17 protein-coding genes and 1 pseudogene are annotated in these 19094 nt (G+C 63.4%); 10 read left to right on the top strand and 8 right to left on the bottom strand.

What is annotated here, in order from left to right; genetic code table 11:
• Both BB029_RS28690 and BB029_RS28685 read right to left on the bottom strand, forming a co-directional pair.
• Nucleotides 1–933: a transketolase family protein gene (locus BB029_RS28690; RefSeq protein WP_065941831.1), complete on the bottom strand. Its 933-nt coding sequence runs from the start codon at nt 931–933 to the stop codon at nt 1–3.
• Entirely contained in the window at nt 923–1759 is an 837-nt protein-coding gene (locus tag BB029_RS28685) for a transketolase (RefSeq protein WP_065941830.1), read from the bottom strand. Before BB029_RS28685 ends, BB029_RS28690 begins: the two co-directional genes overlap by 11 nt.
• A gap of 361 nt (nt 1760–2120) precedes the next feature.
• Here BB029_RS28685 and BB029_RS28680 point away from each other — a divergent pair, with 361 nt between their 5' ends.
• The 9 genes from BB029_RS28680 to BB029_RS28640 all read left to right on the top strand — a co-directional run bounded on the left by BB029_RS28680 (nt 2121) and on the right by BB029_RS28640 (nt 12098).
• On the top strand, nt 2121–3128 hold the full coding sequence (locus BB029_RS28680) for an ABC transporter permease (protein ID WP_065941829.1): 1008 nt from the start codon (nt 2121–2123) through the stop codon (nt 3126–3128).
• 50 nt (nt 3129–3178) lie between these two features.
• A complete protein-coding gene (locus tag BB029_RS28675) occupies nt 3179–4111 on the top strand; it encodes a sugar ABC transporter substrate-binding protein (RefSeq protein ID WP_065941828.1) in 933 nt (310 codons plus the stop codon).
• Nucleotides 4112–4126: 15 nt separating this feature from the next.
• On the top strand, nt 4127–5638 hold the full coding sequence (locus tag BB029_RS28670) for a sugar ABC transporter ATP-binding protein (protein ID WP_065941827.1): 1512 nt from the start codon (nt 4127–4129) through the stop codon (nt 5636–5638).
• A gap of 620 nt (nt 5639–6258) precedes the next feature.
• Nucleotides 6259–7023 carry an SDR family oxidoreductase gene (locus tag BB029_RS28665; RefSeq protein ID WP_065941826.1) on the top strand — a complete coding sequence of 255 codons (765 nt, stop codon included), beginning with the start codon at nt 6259–6261 and terminating at the stop codon, nt 7021–7023.
• Nucleotides 7024–7034: 11 nt separating this feature from the next.
• Nucleotides 7035–7835, top strand: a complete 801-nt coding sequence (locus BB029_RS28660) for an SDR family oxidoreductase (protein ID WP_027607266.1) — start codon at nt 7035–7037, stop codon at nt 7833–7835.
• A gap of 45 nt (nt 7836–7880) precedes the next feature.
• On the top strand, nt 7881–8834 hold the full coding sequence (locus BB029_RS28655; RefSeq protein WP_027607267.1) for a sugar-binding transcriptional regulator: 954 nt from the start codon (nt 7881–7883) through the stop codon (nt 8832–8834).
• A 22-nt stretch (nt 8835–8856) separates the two neighbouring features.
• Nucleotides 8857–9780: a transaldolase gene (tal, locus tag BB029_RS28650; RefSeq protein ID WP_065941825.1), complete on the top strand. Its 924-nt coding sequence runs from the start codon at nt 8857–8859 to the stop codon at nt 9778–9780.
• On the top strand, nt 9777–10772 hold the full coding sequence (locus tag BB029_RS28645) for a GlxA family transcriptional regulator (protein ID WP_065941824.1): 996 nt from the start codon (nt 9777–9779) through the stop codon (nt 10770–10772). Before tal ends, BB029_RS28645 begins: the two co-directional genes overlap by 4 nt.
• Before the next feature lie 126 nt (nt 10773–10898).
• Nucleotides 10899–12098, top strand: a complete 1200-nt coding sequence (locus tag BB029_RS28640; RefSeq protein WP_065941823.1) for an NAD(P)/FAD-dependent oxidoreductase — start codon at nt 10899–10901, stop codon at nt 12096–12098.
• Between the two features lie 8 nt (nt 12099–12106).
• Here BB029_RS28640 and aqpZ read toward each other — a convergent pair.
• From aqpZ to BB029_RS28625, 3 genes and pseudogenes are all read right to left on the bottom strand, one after another.
• Nucleotides 12107–12801 (bottom strand): annotated as a pseudogene (gene aqpZ / locus BB029_RS28635) (aquaporin Z).
• A gap of 128 nt (nt 12802–12929) precedes the next feature.
• Nucleotides 12930–14114: a sugar transporter gene (locus BB029_RS28630; protein WP_065941822.1), complete on the bottom strand. Its 1185-nt coding sequence runs from the start codon at nt 14112–14114 to the stop codon at nt 12930–12932.
• An 88-nt stretch (nt 14115–14202) separates the two neighbouring features.
• The gene (locus BB029_RS28625; protein WP_065941821.1) at nt 14203–15201 is read right to left on the bottom strand and encodes a bile acid:sodium symporter family protein; all 999 of its coding nucleotides are present in this window, start codon (nt 15199–15201) and stop codon (nt 14203–14205) included.
• A gap of 85 nt (nt 15202–15286) precedes the next feature.
• On the opposite strand from BB029_RS28625, the gene BB029_RS28620 reads away from it, so the two are divergent.
• Entirely contained in the window at nt 15287–16075 is a 789-nt protein-coding gene (locus BB029_RS28620) for a helix-turn-helix domain-containing protein (protein WP_065941820.1), read from the top strand.
• Nucleotides 16076–16178: 103 nt separating this feature from the next.
• On the opposite strand, the gene BB029_RS28615 is transcribed toward BB029_RS28620, so the two are convergent.
• From BB029_RS28615 to BB029_RS28605, 3 genes are read right to left on the bottom strand one after another with little or no spacing between them, the layout of a single operon-like run.
• Nucleotides 16179–17414 (bottom strand): Zn-dependent hydrolase, encoded by a 1236-nt coding sequence (locus tag BB029_RS28615; RefSeq protein WP_065941819.1) that lies wholly within the window; start codon nt 17412–17414, stop codon nt 16179–16181.
• Nucleotides 17407–17889, bottom strand: a complete 483-nt coding sequence (locus tag BB029_RS28610; protein WP_065941818.1) for an L-2-amino-thiazoline-4-carboxylic acid hydrolase — start codon at nt 17887–17889, stop codon at nt 17407–17409. The genes BB029_RS28615 and BB029_RS28610 overlap by 8 nt, the downstream gene beginning before the upstream one ends.
• 60 nt (nt 17890–17949) lie before the next feature.
• Nucleotides 17950–19089, bottom strand: coding sequence for a branched-chain amino acid ABC transporter substrate-binding protein (locus BB029_RS28605; RefSeq protein WP_065941817.1), 1140 nt, complete (start codon nt 19087–19089; stop codon nt 17950–17952).
• Between the last annotated feature and the right edge of the window lie 5 nt (nt 19090–19094).

The raw sequence follows: 19094 nt of genomic DNA, 5'->3' as shown, positions 1-19094 counted from the left end.
TCACCGCAACCGAGTGGCAGCCGCCACAATCCCAGCCGCGTCGATGTTATGCAAGGCGCGGGTCGGTTCGCGGGCACCGGCGGCGGCGTACTCGCCATCGCCGATACCCAGGCGGATCAGGGCAATGCCCAACCCGGCTTCGGCCAGCACTTCGGCGACCAGGCTGCCGACGCCGCCATTGATATTGTGTTCTTCCACACTGATGACCGCGCGGGTGCCGCTCAAGGCGCTGAGCAATCCATCACGCTGCAAGGGCCGGATCGACGACAGGTTGATCACCTGGGCCTGGATGCCCTGCTCCGCCAGCAATGCCGCCGCTTCCACCGCTTCATGCACCACCGAGCCCAGGGCCACGATGCTCACATCCGCGCCCTGGCGCAGGATATCCACCTGACCGGGCACAAACTGATAGGCAGCGCCGTGCACGTCGGGCAAGGCTTTACCGTCGAGGCGGATATACACCGGGCCGTGGTAGCGCAGCGCGTAATCGATGATCTGCCGGCACTCGACGGCATCGGCCGGGGCGAAGATCTGCACATTGCCAAACCCGCGCATCACCGAAATATCGTCGAGGCTGTGGTGGGTGCTGGCGAGCGGGCCATAACTGGTGCCGGCATTCAGGCCGAACATCTTCACGTTGGCCTGGTTGTAGCAAACGTCCACCTTGATCTGCTCATTGGCCCGCGAGATCAGGAACGGCGCCGCATTGCAGGTGGCGGCGATCTTGCCACCCAGGGCCAGGCCCGCCGCGACGCTGACCAGGGATTGCTCGGCAATACCGACGTTGATCAGCCGCTCGGGAAAGCGCTGGGCAAACGGGCCGATCTTCGCCGTGGAGGTGGAGTCGCTGACCACCGGCACTACGTCCAGCCCGGCCTCGACGGCAGCGATAAACGCTTCCACCATGACGCTCGCCAAATGTTCACTCGCCATGGTTCAACTCCTCCAGTGCTGCGTTGATTTCATCACCCTTGGGCACGCGGTGGTGCCATTCGGGGCGAGCTTCGATAAACGACACGCCCTTGCCTTTGATGGTGTGGGCGATCAGCACCTGGGGCGCGCCGGTCTTGGTCTGCATGCTTTCCAGGGCTTCGATCAATTGGCCGACATCGTTACCGTCGCACTCGCTGACGCGGAAGCCAAAGGCCGCCCATTTCACGTCCAGTGGGTCCAGCGGCATGATCTCGGCGGTCAAACCGGCAAGCTGCAGCTTGTTCTTGTCGACGATCACAAACAGGTTATCCAAGCCGTACTTGGCCGCTGCCATCGCCGCTTCCCAGTTGGAGCCTTCGGCCAGTTCGCCGTCGCCGGTCAGCACGTAGATGCGCTTGTTGCTGCCGGACATCTTCGCCGCCAGGGCCAACCCGACCGCTACCGGCAAACCGTGGCCGAGGGCGCCGGTGTTCAGTTCGATGCCGGGGGTTTTCTGGCGTACCGGGTGGCCGGGCAGGTGCGAGTTGAAGTGCTGGTAGGTGGGCAGCCACTCGGTGGGGATGTAGCCCGCCTGCGCCAGGCAGCAGTACAAACCGCCGACGCCGTGGCCCTTGCTCTGGATATAAATATCGCGCTCGGGGTCTTCGGTGCGTTCCGGGCCGGTGTTGAGGATGCGGAAATACAGGGTGGCGAGGATGTCGGTCTCGGAAAGATCCGCCCCGGTGTGCCCGCCCGCCGGGGAGTCGGCATTCAGGCGGATCACATGGCGACGGATCAGGCGGGCCTGTTCCTTGATCTGGTGGGCGTCGTACTGGAAGGCATTCATGCAGCGGCTCCTTTGAGGCTGACCACGCGGGGTGAAAGTGTCCAAGACTGTCTTTGAATATTTATTCAGCAGTGACAATATATTTCTATTTAGACGCTGATCCTCCAGCAGGTCAAGTGAGCGAACCGCCGAAAAATCAAATAAAACTCGGAAATCCCCCTCGGACAAACGGCCAAAATCCCACGCCGGCTTCTCTAGACCGTGGCTTTGCGCCGGGCAAAAACACCGTTTCAGCGGCAGGCAAGAAAAATTAAGCGCTTGACTTTGACACGGTGTCACTGGAATCTGAATTAACAGTCAGGCACGCATAAATATTCAATACGCCTGAAGCACTCCAAAAAAAATAACTCAGGAGAACACTGTGGACGCCAAAGCTACTGTCCAGCACCCGGCCGAACTCAAGCCGCCACCTCGCCCGCGTATCGTCAAACTGCTGCCCAGTAACATCGGCGGCCCCTTGATCGGGCTGGTGTTGCTGGTGCTGGTCTTCTCCTTCAGTTCCGAATTCTTCTTTTCGTTGCGCAATGGCCTGAACATCCTCGATCAGGTCACGGTGCTGGGCATCCTGGCGATCGGCATGACGGCGGTGATCGTGATCGGCGGCATCGACCTGTCGGTCGGCTCGGTGCTGGCCTTCTCGATGATGATGCTCGGCTGGCTGTATCAGGATCAGGCGGTGCCCCTGGGCTTTGCGATTCCGATCTCGATTGCCAGCGGCATGCTCGCCGGGCTGGTCTCCGGCGGGTTGATCACCTACGCCAAGCTGCCACCCTTTATTGCCACGCTGACCATGATGTCGGTGGCCCGTGGCCTGGCGAATATCCTCACCGAAGGCCGGCAGATCGTCGGCTACCCGGACTGGTTCACCAGCCTGGCGACGGTGCGCCACTTTGGTTTCCTCTCGGCCACCGTGGGCCTGTTCCTGGTGATGCTGGTGTTGGCCTGGGTGTTCCTGCGCTTTCGTGCCGGTGGCCGCAACCTCTATGCCATGGGCGGCAGCCCCGAAGTGGCGCGCTTGTCGGGCATCAAGGTGCGGGCGATTACCCTGTGGGTGTACGCCATCAGCGGGGCGCTGGCCGGCATCGCCGCGGTGACCCTGGCCGCGCGCCTGGACTCCTCGCAACCGAGTGCCGGGCTGAGCCTGGAACTGGACGCCATAGCCGCCGTGGTGATTGGCGGCGCCAGCCTCAGTGGCGGCGTCGGCAGCATCGGCGGCACCCTGGTGGGCGTACTGATCATTGGCGTATTGCGCAATGGCCTCAACTTGCTCGGCGTCTCGCCCTTTATTCAACAAGTGGTGATCGGCGTGGTCATCGCCCTCGCTGTCACCATCGACACCCTGCGACGCCGCTCCAGCACTGCCCGTTAAACCTGTTCGACAGTTGACACCCTCCAACAATAAAACCAGGAGTCACCGACATGTTCAGCCCCAAGAAATTGCTGTTGGCCACCGCTCTCGCCGCCGCCACCCTCACCGCTGCCGGCACCACCTGGGCCAAGGATTTGACCATCGGCCTGGCCGTGGCCAACCTGCAGGCCGACTTCTTCAACCAGATCAAGCAATCAGTGGAAGCCGAGGGCAAAGCCAAGGGGGTCAAGGTGATCACCGTGGACGCCCAGGGCAACTCGTCCACCCAGGTCAGCCAGATTGAAGACCTGATCACCCGCCAGATCGATGTGCTGATCTACATCCCGGCCGGCGCCACTGCTGCCGGTGTGCCGGTGAAAGCCGCCAAGGCTGCGGGCATCCCGGTAATCGCCGTGGACCGCAACGCCCCCGACGCACCGGGCGACACCTTTATCGCCAGCGACAGCGTGGCCGGCGCCAAGACCCTGGCCGAGTACGTGGGCAAGATCACCGAGGGCAAGGGCCGCATCGCGATCCTGCAAGGCCAGATCGGTACCACCCCCGAGAATGATCGCGCCAAGGGTTTTGAGGAGGGCCTGAAAGCCTTCCCGGACCTCAAAGTCGTCGCCCAGCAACCGGCCGAATGGGCCCAGGACAAAGGCTTCGCCGTGGCCCAGGACCTGCTCCAGCGTGACCCGAACATCACCGTGTTCTTCGGCCGCGCCGATGCCATGGCCTTGGGCGCTGCCCAGGCGGTGAAAGTCGGCAACCTCGATCACAAGGTGGTCGTGGTCGGTTTCGACGGTGACGTGGCCGGGCTCAAGGCCGTGCAAAGCGGTGTGCTGAACGCGACCATGACCCAGCAGACGCAGAAAATGGGGCGCCTGGCCGTGGCCTCGGCCATCGACCTCAAAGCCGGCAAGACCCTGCCCAAGGAGCAGTTGTTGCCCACCGTGCTGACCACCAAAGAAAACGTCGCGCCGTTCCTGCAACAGCACCCGTAAGCCTTGGAGGTCGTCATGCAAGCAGCAGCCGTTGACACCGCTCGATCCGACGCGGTGCTGTGCCTGCGCAATATCAGCAAGGCCTACGGGCCGGTGCAGGTGTTGTCGCAGGTCAACGTGGACATTCGCCCCGGTGAAGTACTGGCCCTGCTCGGTGAAAACGGCGCGGGCAAGTCGACCTTGTCGTCGATCATCGCCGGGCTGGTGCAACCGGAAGCCGGGGGCAGCATGACCTGGCTCGGCGCGCCCTACGCACCCGCTTCACCGGGGGCCGCGCTGAGTGCCGGGATCGGCCTGATCCACCAGGAAATCCGCCTGCTGCCGCAACTGTCGATCGCCGAGAACATCTTCGTCGGCCGCCTGCCCATGCGCCGTGGGCGGGTGGACCGCGAGTACATGGAGGCCCAGGCGCAGATCCAACTCGAACGCCTGGGCCTCAAGGTGCCGGCCTCGCGCAAGGTCGAAGGCCTGAGCGTGGCGGCCCAGCAACTGGTGGAAATCGCCAAGGCGCTGACGCTGAAGGCCAGCCTGTTGATCCTCGATGAACCCACCGCCGCATTGGGTGGCGAAGAAACCGAGCTGCTGTTCAAGCAGGTGGAACGGCTGAAGGCCGAGGGTGTGTCGTTTATCTATATCAGCCACCGCCTGGAAGAAATCGCACGCATCGCCGACCGCGTGCTGGTGCTGCGCGACGGTCGCCAGATCGCCTTGCACGCCACGGCCCAGGTGCCGGTGCGGGAGTTGGTGGAGCAGATGGTCGGGCGCAGCCTGGAGCGGATCTTCCCTGCGTTGCAGGCGCCCCAGGAGCAGGTGATGTTGCAGGTCAAGGATTTGACCTGCCGTGAGTTTGCCTTGCACGGCATCGACTTCAGCGTGCGTGCCGGCGAGGTATTCGGCATTGCCGGGGTGGTCGGCGCCGGGCGAACCGAGCTGGTGCGTACCATTGCCGGCGCGGCCCAGGATATTCGGGGCCATATGGTGCTGGATGGCGAAATCCGCCAGTTACGCTCGCCCTTCGAGGCGATCCAGGCCGGCGTGGTGCTGGTGCCGGAAGACCGCAAGCAGCAAGGCGTGGTGGTGGAGCATCGCATCGAAGACAACCTGATTTATGGCAACACCGACCTGCTGGATAAACGCGGTTGGGTATTCCCTGCCCCACTGCGCGAATTCGCGCGCACGGCGGTGGCGCGACTGGGGGTGAAAGGTGCGCCGCAGTCGCGGATTTCCAGCTTGTCCGGCGGTAACCAGCAGAAGGTGATCATTGCCAAGTGGCTGGCGCGCAACCCCAAGGTGTTCATCCTCGATGAGCCCACACGCGGCATCGACGTGGGTGCGCGGGCGGCGATTTATGAAGTGATCGCGGACCTGGCGGCCAAGGGCATGGCGGTGATTGTGGTCAGTTCCGACCTGGATGAAGTGCTGGGTTTGTCCCACCGGGTGATGGTGATGAGCCGGGGACGGCAGATGGGGATTCTGCAGCGCGGTGAGGCCACGCCGGTGGCGGTGATGGAAATGGCTACCGCCTAGAAACCCGGTCCTCACAGACAATGGAGATCAAATGTGGGAAGGGGCTTGCCCCCGATGAGGGAGTGTCAGTAGATGCATCTGTCACTGAATCACCGCCATCGGGAGCAAGTCGACTCGTCGCACCGCCCCTCCCACAGGAGATCTACTGTGATTTCAAGATTGGAGTTATCCAGGCAACTTGTTAGACGGGGATTCTGGAGCGCGGCGAGGCCATCCCGGTTTCGGTGATGGAAATGGCTACCGCATAACCAAAGACCTACACAGATCCAACTGTGGGAGGGGGCTTGCCCCCGATGAGGGAGTGCCAGTAGATGCATCTGTCACTGAACCACTGCTATCGGGAGCAAGCCCCCTCCCACAGGAGATCTACTGTGATTTCAAGATTGGAGTTATCCAGGCAACTTGTTAGACGGGGATTCTGGAGCGCGGCGAGGCCATCCCGGTTTCGGTGATGGAAATGGCTACCGCATAACCAAAGACCTACACAGATCCAACTGTGGGAGGAGGCTTGCCCCCGATGAGGGAGTTTCAGTAGATGCATCTGTAACTGAACCAGCGCTATCGGGAGCAAGCCCCCTCCCACAAGGGGTCTACTGTGATTTCAAAAATTGGAGTTAGTCATGCAGCTTTTTAGTCTTCAAGGCCAAGTGGCCTTTGTCACCGGCGCCGGCAGCGGCATTGGCCAGGCTATCGCCGTCGGGCTCGCTGAAGCCGGTGCCGATGTAGCCTGCTTTGATCTTCCGGGCAGCCCCGGCATCGCCAGCACGGTAGAACGCATCCAGGCCCTGGGCCGGCGCGCCCTGGCCCTCAGCGGCACGGTCACCGAGCGGGCCGCCCTGGATGCAGCGGTCGCGCGCACCGAGGATGAGCTCGGCCCACTCAGCGTGGCCGTCAACTGCGCCGGCATCGCCAATGCCCAGGCCGCCGAAGACCTGGAGCTGCAACGCTGGCAAACCACCCTGGACATCAACCTCACCGGCATCTTCCTCAGTTGCCAGGCCCAGGCCGCAGTGATGTTGCCGCGTGGCAAGGGCGCTATCGTCAATATCGCCTCCATGTCCGGCAGCATCGTCAACCGCGGGCTGTTGCAGGCGCACTACAACACCTCCAAGGCCGGGGTAATCCACCTGAGCAAAAGCCTGGCGATGGAATGGGCCGACAAAGGCCTGCGCGTCAACTGCATCAGCCCCGGCTACACCGCCACGCCGATGAACTCACGCCCGGAAGTCGCCGACCAGGTGAAGATCTTTGAACAGACCACGCCCATGGGCCGCATGGCCAGCGTGGACGAAATGGTCGGCCCGGCGATTTTCCTGGTCAGCCAGGCCTCGTCTTTCTGCACCGGTGTCGACCTGCTGGTCGATGGTGGTTTTGTCTGCTGGTAAGGAGTTTTGTCATGTCGCAACGTTTCAGCGGTAAAACCATCGTGATCACCGGCGCCTGCCGTGGCATCGGTGCCGGCATTGCCGAGCGCTTCGCCCAGGAAGGTGCCAACCTGGTGCTGGCCTCCAACGACCTGGAGCGCGTGACATTCACCGCCGACCAACTGGCCCGGGAATACAAGGTCGACACCCTGGCCCTGGGCATCGACGTGACCCGCGAAGAAGACATCGAAACCCTCTACCGCGAAGGTCACGCACGCTTCGGCAGCATCGACGTGTCAGTGCAGAACGCCGGCATCATCACCATCGACCACTACGACAAGATGCCCCGCGCCGACTTCGACAAGGTGCTGCAGGTCAACACCACCGGCGTGTGGCTGGGTTGCCGGGAAGCGGCCAAGTACATGGTCAAGCAAGGCAGCGGGCGCCTGATCAACACCTCGTCCGGCCAGGGCCGCCAGGGGTTTATCTACACGCCGCACTATGCTGCGAGCAAAATGGGCGTGATCGGCATTACCCAGAGCCTGGCGCTGGAACTGGCGCGGCATAACATCACCGTGAACGCGTTCTGCCCCGGCATCATCGAAAGCGAGATGTGGGACTACAACGACCGCGTGTGGGGCGAGATCCTCAGCACCGACGAAAAACGCTACGGCAAGGGTGAACTGATGGCCGAATGGGTCAGGAACATCCCCCTGCGCCGGGCCGGCAAGCCCTCGGATGTCGCCGGCCTGGTGGCGTTCCTGGCCTCGGATGACGCGGCCTACCTGACCGGCCAGGCGATCAATATCGACGGCGGCCTGATCATGTCGTAAGGGTTTGGTATCCTCACCCGCATTGATGTCATCACTGAGGCCTTCATGAGCCAGATCGAAGAACAGCGCCTGATCACCAAGATCGCGAGCCTCTATTACGAAGACGGGCTCAAGCAGTCCGAGATTTCCGCACAGCTGGACCTGTCCCAATCCTTTATCAGCCGCGCCCTGCGCCGGGCGCTGCAGGAAGGCGTGGTGAAGATCAGCGTGATGCGCCTGCAAGGCCTGCACCTGGAGCTGGAAAACCAATTGCAACGCCGCTACGACGTGCGCCAGGTGATCGTGGTGGAAGCCACCGAGCCCGGCAACGATGAAAGCATCAAGCAAGCCATCGGCTCGGCGGCTGCCCACTACCTGGAGACCAGCCTGTCGCCCCAGGACCATATCGGCATTTCGTCGTGGAGCAGCACCATTCGCGCCATGGTCGGCCACTTGCATGCCCAGCCGGGCAAACAAGGCGCCCAGGAAGTGGTACAACTGTTGGGCGGTGTCGGCAACAAGGGCGCGTTTGAAGCCACCCTGCTCACTCAGCGCCTGGCCACCCTGCTCAACTGCCCGGCGTTCCTGCTACCGTCGCAAAGCATCGAGCAATCGGTGGAGAGCAAGCAGCGCATCGTGCAGATGGAAGAGGTCAAGGAAGTGCTGCAACGCTTTGACAGCATCACCCTGGCGATCGTCGGCATCGGCGACCTGGAACCCTCGCAGTTGCTGCGCAACAGTGGCAACTACTACACCGAGGACATGCTGCGCCTGCTGGCCGAGCGCGGTGCCGTCGGCGATATCTGCCTGCGTTACTTCGATGCCCAAGGCAAGCCGGTGCTGGAGGAAGATGAAGAATTCGTGGTCTCGGTGGCGCTGCCCAAGTTGCGCAGTATCCACCGCGTGCTCGGCCTGGCCGGCGGGCTGAACAAGGTCCAGGCCATTCGTGGCGCGCTCAAGGGCGGCTACCTGGACATCCTGATCACCGACCTGGACACCGCACAGGCCCTCAACCAATAACCTTTTTTGGAGATTGCCGCTCATGACGTCCAAGCTCGAACAACTCAAGCAATTCACCACCGTGGTCTGCGACACCGGCGACCTGGAAGCCATCAGCCGCCTGCGTCCGGTGGACGCCACCACCAACCCATCGCTGCTGCTCAAGGCCGCCGCGATCCCGGAATACGCCGAGCTGCTGCGCAATGCCGTCAACCTGGCCAAGGGCGACGTCGGCCTGGCCTGCGACCACTTCGCGGTGTCAGTGGGTGCCGGCATTTTGAAGGTCATTCCCGGACGTATTTCCACCGAAGTCGACGCGCGCCTGTCCTTCGATGAAGACGCGCTGTGGGCCAAGGCCAACCAGTTGATCGCCCTGTACGACAAGGCCGGTATCAGCCGCGACCGCGTGCTGATCAAGCTCGCCTCCACCTGGGAAGGCATCCGCACGGCCGAACGCCTGGAAAAAGCCGGCATCCAGACCAACCTCACCCTGCTGTTCTCGTTCGCCCAGGCCCAGGCCTGCGCCGATGCCGGGGTGTTCCTGATCTCACCGTTCGTGGGCCGCATCTACGACTGGTACCGCAAGAACACCGGCCTGGACTACACCGGCGCTGATGACCCGGGCGTGCAATCGGTGACGCGCATCTACAACTACTACAAGGCCAACCAGATCAACACCGTGGTGATGGGCGCAAGCTTCCGCACCCTCAGCCAGATCGAACAGCTGGCCGGGTGCGATCGTCTGACCATCAGCCCGGAGCTGCTGCAGAAGCTCGACGAAGACCAGGGCACGCTGGCGCGCAAATTGGTGCCGGTGACCGAAGGCGAAGCGCGCCAGCCAATGAACGAAGCGCAGTTCCGCTGGGCGTCGAACGAAGATGCGATGGCCACTGAGAAACTCGCGGAAGGGATTCGACAGTTTGCACGGGACCAGGAAAAACTCGAGGCGGTGTTGTCGGCGCTATGAACCCCGTCCAGCCGCTCGGCCAGTCGCGCACCTTGGTGTTCCTGGCCTACCCGCAAATGGGCCTGCTCGACCTGACCGGTGCCCAGACCGTGTTCTGGGCTGCCACCAAGGCCATGGTCGAGCGTGGCCTGCCGGGCTATGTGGTGCACACCGCCAGCCTGGCGGGCGGCTTGATGCCAACGGCCGAAGGATTGAGCGTCGACACCCTGCCATTGGCGCAATTTGACCCCGCCGCCCTGGACACCTTGATCGTACCCGGCGCCCCCGCCATTCAACAGGCGCTGGCCGCCAACACCGACCTGGTGGACTGGCTGCGTCACGCCTCCACTCGGGCCCGGCGCACGGCCTCGGTGTGCAGCGGTACCTTCCTGCTGGCCCAGGCCGGCTTGCTCCAGGGCCGACGTGCTGCCACGCACTGGGCGATGTGCGACATGCTCAAGCGCAGGTTTCCCAGCATCGATGTGGACATGGACGCGATCTTTGTCCAGCAAGGCAATGTGTGGACGTCGGCAGGCGTGAGTGCCGGCATCGACCTTGCGCTGGCGTTGGTAGAGGCCGATTGCGGGCGTCACGTCGCCCTGCAAGTGGCGCGGGAACTGGTGGTGTTTCTCAAAAGGCCCGGCGGCCAGGCCCAGTTCAGCCAACTGCTGCAAGCCCAGACCGACGACACTGCCGGTTTCGATGCGTTGCACCTGTGGATCGCCGACAACCTCAGTGACCGCGAGCTTACGGTGGAGCGCCTGGCGGAACAAAGCCGCATGAGCCCGCGCAACTTCGCCCGGGTCTACAAGCAAAAAACCGGGCGCACCCCGGCCAAGGCCATCGAGTTGTTTCGCGTGGAGGCGGCACGGCGCCTGCTGGAAGACTCCCAGCGCAACATCGACCAGGTGGCGCACCTGTGTGGCTTTGGCGATGAAGAACGCATGCGCTACACCTTCCATCGCCACCTTGCGATTTCCCCTCGCGACTACCGCGCACGCTTTTCCCGCTGACGGCAGGCCGCTTGGCAGTTATTCAGGGTTTTCTGTCCTACCCGCCAAACCGCGGCGCTCTTAGAGTAGGCCGGTAACGCATTGCGCCTTGAGCAATCGTATCGACCTGGTCCCTGGAGCATCCCCATGAAGCAGCACATCCTTATCATCGGCGCCGGGTTCGGCGGTGTCTGGAGCGCCTTGAGCGCCGCGCGCCTGCTGGATAAACATGATCGCCATGACGTGCAGATCAGCGTCCTGGCCCCACAGCCGGCGCTACGCATTCGTCCACGTTTCTACGAGGCCGACGTGCATGCCATGCAGGCACCGCTGGGCCCCTTGTTTGCGGCAGTCGGCGTGGACTTCATCGAGGGCGCCGCCGACCGCATCGATGAACACGGCAAGCAGGTGACCTACCGCAACGCGGCAGGCATCCCCACCACCCTCAAGTACGACCGCCTGGTGCTGGCCGCCGGCAGTCGTCTCAATCGCCCGCAGATGGAAGGTCTCCAGCACGTGTTCGATGTGGACCAGATCGAAGACGCCACGCGCCTCGAAGCCCATATCAAGGGTTTGAAAAACCTGCCCGACAGCCCGGCACGCAACACCGTGGTGGTGGCCGGCGGCGGGTTTACCGGGATCGAGACCGCCACCGAAATGCCGGCACGCCTGCGCGCAGCACTGGGTGACGACGCCACTATCCGTGTGATCGTGGTGGACCGCGGTCCGCAGATCGGGGCATCCATGGGCGATGGCATTCGCCCGTCCATCGTCGAAGCCAGCCAACACCTGGGCCTCGAATGGCGATTGAACACCTCCGTGGCCGCGGTGGATGCCGGCGGCGTGACCCTGGCCGATGGGCAGCGCATCGAGTCCAGCACCGTGATCTGGACCATCGGCTTTCGCGCCAACCCGCTGACCGAACAGTTCAGCGGTACCCATGACCCCCAGGGCCGCCTGCATGTGGACGGCAACCTCAAGGTGAAGGGCCAGGCCGATGTGTTTGCCGCCGGTGATGTGGCCTACGCCGCCACCGACGACCTCGGTCACTTCGCCGGCATGTCCTGCCAGCACGCCATCGCCCTGGGCCGCTACGCCGGCAATAACGTCGCCGCCGACCTGATCGGCGTGGCCCCGATGACCTACAGCCAGCCCAAATACGTCACCTGCCTCGACCTCGGGGCCTGGGGCGCGGTGTACACCGAGGGCTGGGATCGTCAACTCAAGCTGGTGGGCCAGGAAGCCAAGGAGCTCAAGCAGCAGATCAACACGGTGTGGATCTACCCGCCAGCCGCCGAACGGGCCACCGCCCTGGCGGCGGCTGACCCGCTGATTCCGGTGGCCTGATCCCGACGTCAGCCCTGTGGCGCATTCACCGTCAGGCCACGCGCCGCCCAGGCCCCCAGCACCCCGCCCACTATCGGCGCCAGCCAGAACAACCACAACTGCGCAATGTACTCACCGCCGGCAAACAACGCCGGCCCGGTACTGCGCGCAGGGTTGACCGAGGTGTTGGTCACCGGGATCAGGATCAGGTGAATCAGGGTCAGTGCCAGGCCGATGGCAATCGGCGCAAAGCCGGCGGCCGCGCCTGGTGCGGTGACGCGCATGATGATCAGCACAAAGAAGAACGTGGCGATGACTTCAGCCAGCAACGCCGCCTTCATATCGAACAGGCCCGGACTCAGTTCGCCGTAGCCGTTGGCGGCAAAGCCCCCCATGTCGAAACCGGGCTGGCCGTTGGCAATCACGTACAGCGCCGCAGCCGCAGCCAGCGCGCCAATGACCTGCGCCGCGATGTAGGGCAACACATCCCCACCGCACATACGGCGCCCTACCCACAGGCCGATGGTGACGGCCGGATTGAAATGCCCTCCGGAGATCCCCCCACGGCATAGGCCATGGTCAGTACGGTGAGCCCGAATGCCAGGGAAACCCCTGCGAAACCAATGCCCAAACCAGGAAATGCGGCCGCCAGAATGGCACTGCCACATCCCCCGAAGGTCAGCCAGAAGGTACCCAGAAACTCTGCGGTCAAACGTTTTTGCACAGTCGACTCCATTGCTGTTCAAGCGCCGTCACCACAGGCTGTGGGCGGTCCTGGGCGACGGTAGCAATGGGCATTGAGGGGCCCTGTAAGACTTGTCTGGTTCTATTTAATCTGCGGCGCTTCGCACGTCAGTCCTGCACCACTCCGGTCCCAAACTTGCGAATCGCCAGGCAATACCCGATCAACGCCAGCGCCGCCAGCAACCCGCCCGCCACGCCGACCCAGGCGAAGCCGAAGTGGCTGCCGACCCAACTGCCCATCAGGGCGCCACCGCCAATGCCGATGTTGTAGATACCGGAGAACATCGCCATGGCCACGTCGGTGGCGTCCGGGGCCAGCACCAGCACCTTGGACTGCATGGCCAGGCCGAAGCCCATGATCGCCATGCCCCAGAACACACTGAGGATCACCAGGTACGACTCGGCGCCGCTCAAGGGCAGCATCAGCGCCAGGCACGCGGCCAGGATAAACACCGCACCGACCACGAACAGGTGGGGGTTGAGGCGGTGCACCAGGCTGAACAGCAGCGAGCCGATGATGCCCGCGCCGCCGAACACCAGCAGGATCAGGGTCACCGCGCTGCCGCTCATGCCGGCCACGCCTTCAACGAAGGGTTCGATATAGCTGTAGGCGGTGAATTGCGCGGTCACGGTCATCGCCGTGAGCACATACAACGCCACCAGCGCCGGACGCTTGAACAGCAGTGGCAGGCTGCGCAGGGAACCGGAGTTCTGGCTCGGCAGCAAGGGCAAGGTGCGCGCCAGCCAGAACACCAGGGCGGCGGCGAACGCGCCGATCACCAGGAACGTGGTGCGCCAGCCCATGGCTTCGCCGAGCAGACGCCCCAGGGGAATGCCCAGCACCATTGCCAGGGACGTGCCGGTGGCGAGCAGGCCGAGGGCTTGCACCTGCTTGCCTTGCGGCGCCAGGCGTACCGCCAGGGACGCGGTGATCGACCAGAACAGCGCATGGGACAAGGCAATGCCGACGCGACTGACCATCAACAGGCCGAAACTGGTGGCCACGCTGGAAAGGATATGGCTGGCGATAAACAGGCAGAACAGCACGATCAGCAGCTTGCGTCGCTCGACGTTACGCGTCAGCAGCATCACCGGCAGCGAGGTCAGGGACACGATCCAGGCATAGATGGTGAGCATCAGGCCGACGCTGGAAACCGGCATGTCGAAGCTGGCGCCAATGGCGCTGAGCAGGCCGACGGGGACGAATTCGGTGGTGTTGAACACAAAGGCGGCCAACGCGAGGGCGATGACCGGTTGCCAGTTGGCTTGGGGGGTTGCGGCTGAAATGCTCATTTACAGGTCGTCGTACTCGGTTTCCGCGCGGGTCAAGGCGGCCCAATGCCGGCCCTTGAGCAGCGCGGAAAAATAGTAACACGGACCTTCAAGGATCCACCTGTGCCATCAGTTCCGGAATGGACTCCGGCCGCTTGGCATAACGCTGCGCCAACGCCGCACAGACCATCAACTGGATCTGGTGAAACAGCATCAACGGCAAAATCAGCACGCCCATGCTCGCCCCGGCGAACAGCACCTGGGCCATCGGCACACCCGTGGCCAGGCTTTTCTTCGAGCCGCAGAACAGGATGGTGATGCGATCTTCCTGATTAAAGCCAAAAGCCTTGCCCAACAGGGTGGACGCCACCAGCACCAAGGCCAGCAACACGCAGCAGGCCACCACCAGGCCGCCCAGTTCCCACAGCGGGATCTGGTGCCAGATGCCTTCGTTGACCGCTTCGCTGAACGCGCCGTACACCACCAGCAGGATCGAACCCTGGTCGACGAACTTCAGCCAGGCTTTATTGCGCCCCACCCATGCGCCGATCCAGCGGCGGGCGATCTGCCCGGCGATAAACGGCAGCAGCAGTTGCACGCTGATTTTCAGGATCGCATCGACGGTGGAGCTGCCCTCGCCGTGCACATTGAGCAACAGCGTCACCAGCAACGGCGTGAGGAAGATGCCGAACAGGCTGGAGGCCGCCGCGCTGCAGATCGCCGCCGGGATATTGCCCCGCGCCAGCGAAGTAAAGGCAATCGCCGACTGCACCGTGGCCGGCAAGGCGCAGAGATAAAGCATGCCCATGTACAGGTCTTTGCCGATCAGCGGCGACAACACCGGTTTGAGCGCCAGGCCCAGCAGCGGGAACAGCACAAAGGTCAGGCTGAACACCAGCAGATGCAGACGCCAGTGGCCCGCGCCGGCGACGATGGCCTGACGCGACAGCTTGGCGCCGTGCAAGAAGAACAGCAGCGCGATGGCCAGGTTGGTGACCCAGCCGAAGGCCATGGCGGTCTGGCCGCTGGCGGGCAGCAGGGAGGCGAGGATCACCGTGGCGATCAAGGTCAGGGTGAAGTTGTCGGGCAGAAAACGGGGGCGAGTCATAAGCGAATCTTCCGGGGGTTGCCAAGAGCGTCATGGCGACTCTAACGTAACGCCTTGTTACCGACTAACGCCAATGAGCCAGTAAATGCCGCCTAAAGGACATGCCAATACCGTACGCCGCAGTGTGCCTGGGCTTTCCAGCCTGCCAAGGCCGGTGTATGGGCGCACCGAATCGCTGCCCAACCGCGCCCTGACCCGCCGGCACAGCCACCCGTGGGTGCAATTGTCCTACGCCATTTCCGGGGTGCTGGAGATCCAGACCAGCGCCGGCCGCTTCGTCGCGCCGCCCCAGCGGGCGGTGTGGATCCCCGCGGGCATGCCGCATCGAGTGTACAGCTCGCCCCACACCGAGATGCGCAGCCTGTACCTCGATTGCAGCGTCACCACTTGGGCCGCCGAACGCTGCCAGGTGCTGGAGGTGAGCAGCCTGCTGCGCGAGTTGATCCGCAGCTTCAGCGAGCTGCCGGTGGAATATGCCGAGGACGGGCCGGATGGGCGCCTGGCCCAGGTCATACTGGACCAGTTGGCCGCAGCGCCCCAGGTGGACCTGATGCTGCCCTTGCCGCTGGACCCGCGCCTGCGGCTCATCTATCGCAGCCTGAATATGCACCCTGAGCAGCAGACCACCCTCGGGCACTGGAGCCGAAAGCTGGAGGTCAGCGAGAAGACCCTGAGCCGGTTGTTCTTGCGTGATACCGGCCTGACATTTCGAGCCTGGCGCCAGCGTTTAAGGTTATTGAGCGCCCTGCCCGCCCTGGAGCAAGGCGAACGGGTCACCGATGTGGCGTTGAACTGTGGCTATGAGTCCACGTCGGCGTTTATCAACGCGTTTCGGCAGCAGTTCGATGCCACGCCCGGTGAGTTCTTCCGCTGACCTCACCGACGATGAAGAATCACTGTGGGGAGGCCCCCCTACCTCTTCGACGTAGCGCGTCTAGAGGGAGTTTGCTCCCCCCACATCAGACTTGTATGTACCTTCAGATCCCAGCCTTGGCCAGGATGGCCTGGAGCAACACATCCGCCCCTGCCGTCGACCACTCGGGGGAGATCTCCTCCGCTTCGTTATGGCTCAGCCCGTCCACGCACGGTACGAAGATCATCGCGGTCGGCGCCACCCGGTTCAGGTAGCAGGCGTCGTGCCCGGCGCCGGAGATCATCGGCCGATGGCTGTAGCCCAACGCCTCGGCGGACGCGCGTACCACCTCTACACAATCGCTGTCGAAGGCAATCGGTGCGTACTGGAAGATCTGCTTAACGCTGTGCTGCAAGCCGATGCCTTCGGCGATGTGCGCCACGGCGTCGCGCAATTGCTGGTCCTGGCGTGCCAGCACGGCCTCGTCCGGGTGCCGGAATTCCACGCTGAAAAACACCCGTCCCGGCACCACGTTGCGCGAGTTGGGGAAGATATTCGCCATGCCCACCGTGGCCCGTCCTTCCGCGCCCTGCTCCAGGCCCAGCCCATTCACGGCCTCGACCACACGGGCAAAACCGAGCAGCGCATCCAGGCGATGGTCCATCGGGGTGGTGCCGGCATGGGCGCTGCGCCCGCTCAATTCGACTTCGTACCAACGCTGGCCCTGGGCACCGGTGACCACGCCAATGGTGATGCCCTGGGCTTCGAGGATCGGGCCTTGTTCGATATGCAGTTCAAAGGCGGCATGCACCGCCTGGCCACCCACCGGGTGGGGGCCGGCATAGCCGATCTGCTGCAAGGCCTGGCCGATGGTCACGCCGGCCTTGTCCACACGGGACAACCCGTATTCCAGGTCGAACACGCCAGCGTAGACGCCGGAGGAAATCATCGCCGGGGCAAAGCGCGAGCCCTCTTCGTTCGTCCAGTTGACCACTTCGATGGGCCGGTCGGTTTCAATCCCCAGGTCGTTCAGGGTGCGCAGCACTTCCACTCCGGCGAGTACGCCATAGATGCCGTCGTACTTGCCGCCGAAGGGTTGGGAATCGCCGTGGGAGCCGGTCATCACCGGCGCCAGGTGGTCATGGCGCCCGGCGCGACGCGCAAATATATTGCCCATGGCGTCCACCCGTACCGTGCAACCGGCCGCAGTGCACCAGTGCACGAACAGATCGCGGCCACGCCGGTCCTCGTCGGTCAATGCCAGGCGCGACACACCGCCCTTTTCGGTGGCACCGATCTGCGCCATCTCCATCAACGAAGCCCACAGGCGTTCGCCGTTGACCCGTGCCAGGTTACTCATGGGGTTTGGCCCGATAACGGAAGTCGCAGTGATGCGCGCCGCCCATGATGGTCTGGGTGCGGATCAGTTCGATGTTCGGGTTGTAGCCGACGATAAACAGCTCGTCGCGGTTGCACGACAGCAAGTGGCCGATCTCGCCCAGGCCCATCTCGTGGTACATCTCGGCGTAGCGGCAGCGCTTGACGTCGTAGTCATAGTGCTCGGCATCGCTGGCGATGATCTCGACCTTGAGCGCGTCATCCTTCTCCCACAGCACTTGCAACTCCACAAAGCTCTTGAGGTCGGCGCCCTGCTCTTCCAGTGCGGCAAAATGCTTGCCGGCCTGGATCGCCGCATTGCCCACGGCTTCGCCGATCACGGCGGCGGCAAAGTCCTTGCCCTGCTCGCGCTTGAGGATCTCGTAGATGGGCTTGATGATTTCCGCCTCGATCCGGCGCCGGGCAAGGATGCCCAGTTCACCTTCCAGTTTGCTCATCGCATCTCTCCATTGACCCTTGCAGGAGCGAGCCAGCTCGCACCTGCAGAGGGGGTGGGTTTATTGGCCGCCCGCCACACTCACCGGCTGCCATTGATTGGCCTTGACCTGGTAAACGGTGAACGACGGTTGCTTCAAGTTGCCCTCGGCATCGAACGCAATCGTGCCAGTCACGCCCGGATAGCTGATGGCGCGCAGCACCGGCAGGTACTTCTGTGGGTCGGTGGATCCGGCTTTCTCGATGGCCGCCACCAACACACCAACGCCGTCATAGGCAAACGGTGCATGCAGTTCGATCGCGGTTTTGTAGCGTTCTTTATAGGCCTGTTCGAACGCCTTGCCACCCGGCATCTGCGCAATCGCCAGGCCCGGCTCCAAGGCAATCACGCCCTCGCCTTCGTTCTGCGCCAGCTGCAGGAAAGTCTGGCTGACAAACCCACCGGCGCCCATCAGCGGTGCCTTGATCCCCAACTGCTTGATACGCCGGGCCAGCGGTGCAGCCTGGGCGTCGACGCCGCCGAAGAAGATCAGGTCAGGGTTCTGGCTACGAATATTGGTCAACACGGCACTGAAGTCGATGGTCTTGTCGTCCACGTATTCGCGGGCAACCACCTTGGCACCACCGGCCTCGATGGATTTGACGAACTGGTCCGCCAGCCCCTGGCCGAATGCGGTGCGGTCGTCGATCACGGCAATACGCTGGGCTTTCAAGGTGTTCAACGCATAGCGGCCGGCCACCTGGCCGCCATCGTCGTCGTGGCCCATGATGCGAAAGCTGGTGTCGAAGCCCTGCTGGGTGTAGGCATGCCCGGTAGCGACCGGCGCAACCTGGGCGATGCCGGCATCGTGGTAGACCCGCGCCGCCGGGATGCTGGTGCCGGTGTTCCAGTGGCCGACCACGCCGACCACGCCCTCATCCACCAGGCGTTGGGCAACGGTCACGGCGGTGCGCGGGTCGGACTGGTCGTCTTCGGACACCAGCTTGAAGGTCACCACCTCACCATTGATTGTCGGGTGCTTGGCGTTAGCCTGGTCGATGGCCAGTTGCGCACCGTTTTCCAGGTCTTTACCAATCCGGGCCGAGGGCCCGGTCAAGGGACCGGCCAGGCCGATCAGCACGGTCTGGTCGGCCTGGGCCATGGCGCTCGCCAGGCTGCTCAGGGCCAGGCCAATCAGTGCGGTTTTGTTGAAAGTCTTCATCAGTC

The organism is Pseudomonas sp. S3E12 (assembly GCF_001702295.1).
In the GTDB taxonomy this organism is placed as follows: domain Bacteria; phylum Pseudomonadota; class Gammaproteobacteria; order Pseudomonadales; family Pseudomonadaceae; genus Aquipseudomonas; species Aquipseudomonas marginalis.
The sequence above is the reverse complement of the archived record's forward strand: the minus strand, read 5'-3'. Positions and strand labels throughout refer to the sequence as shown.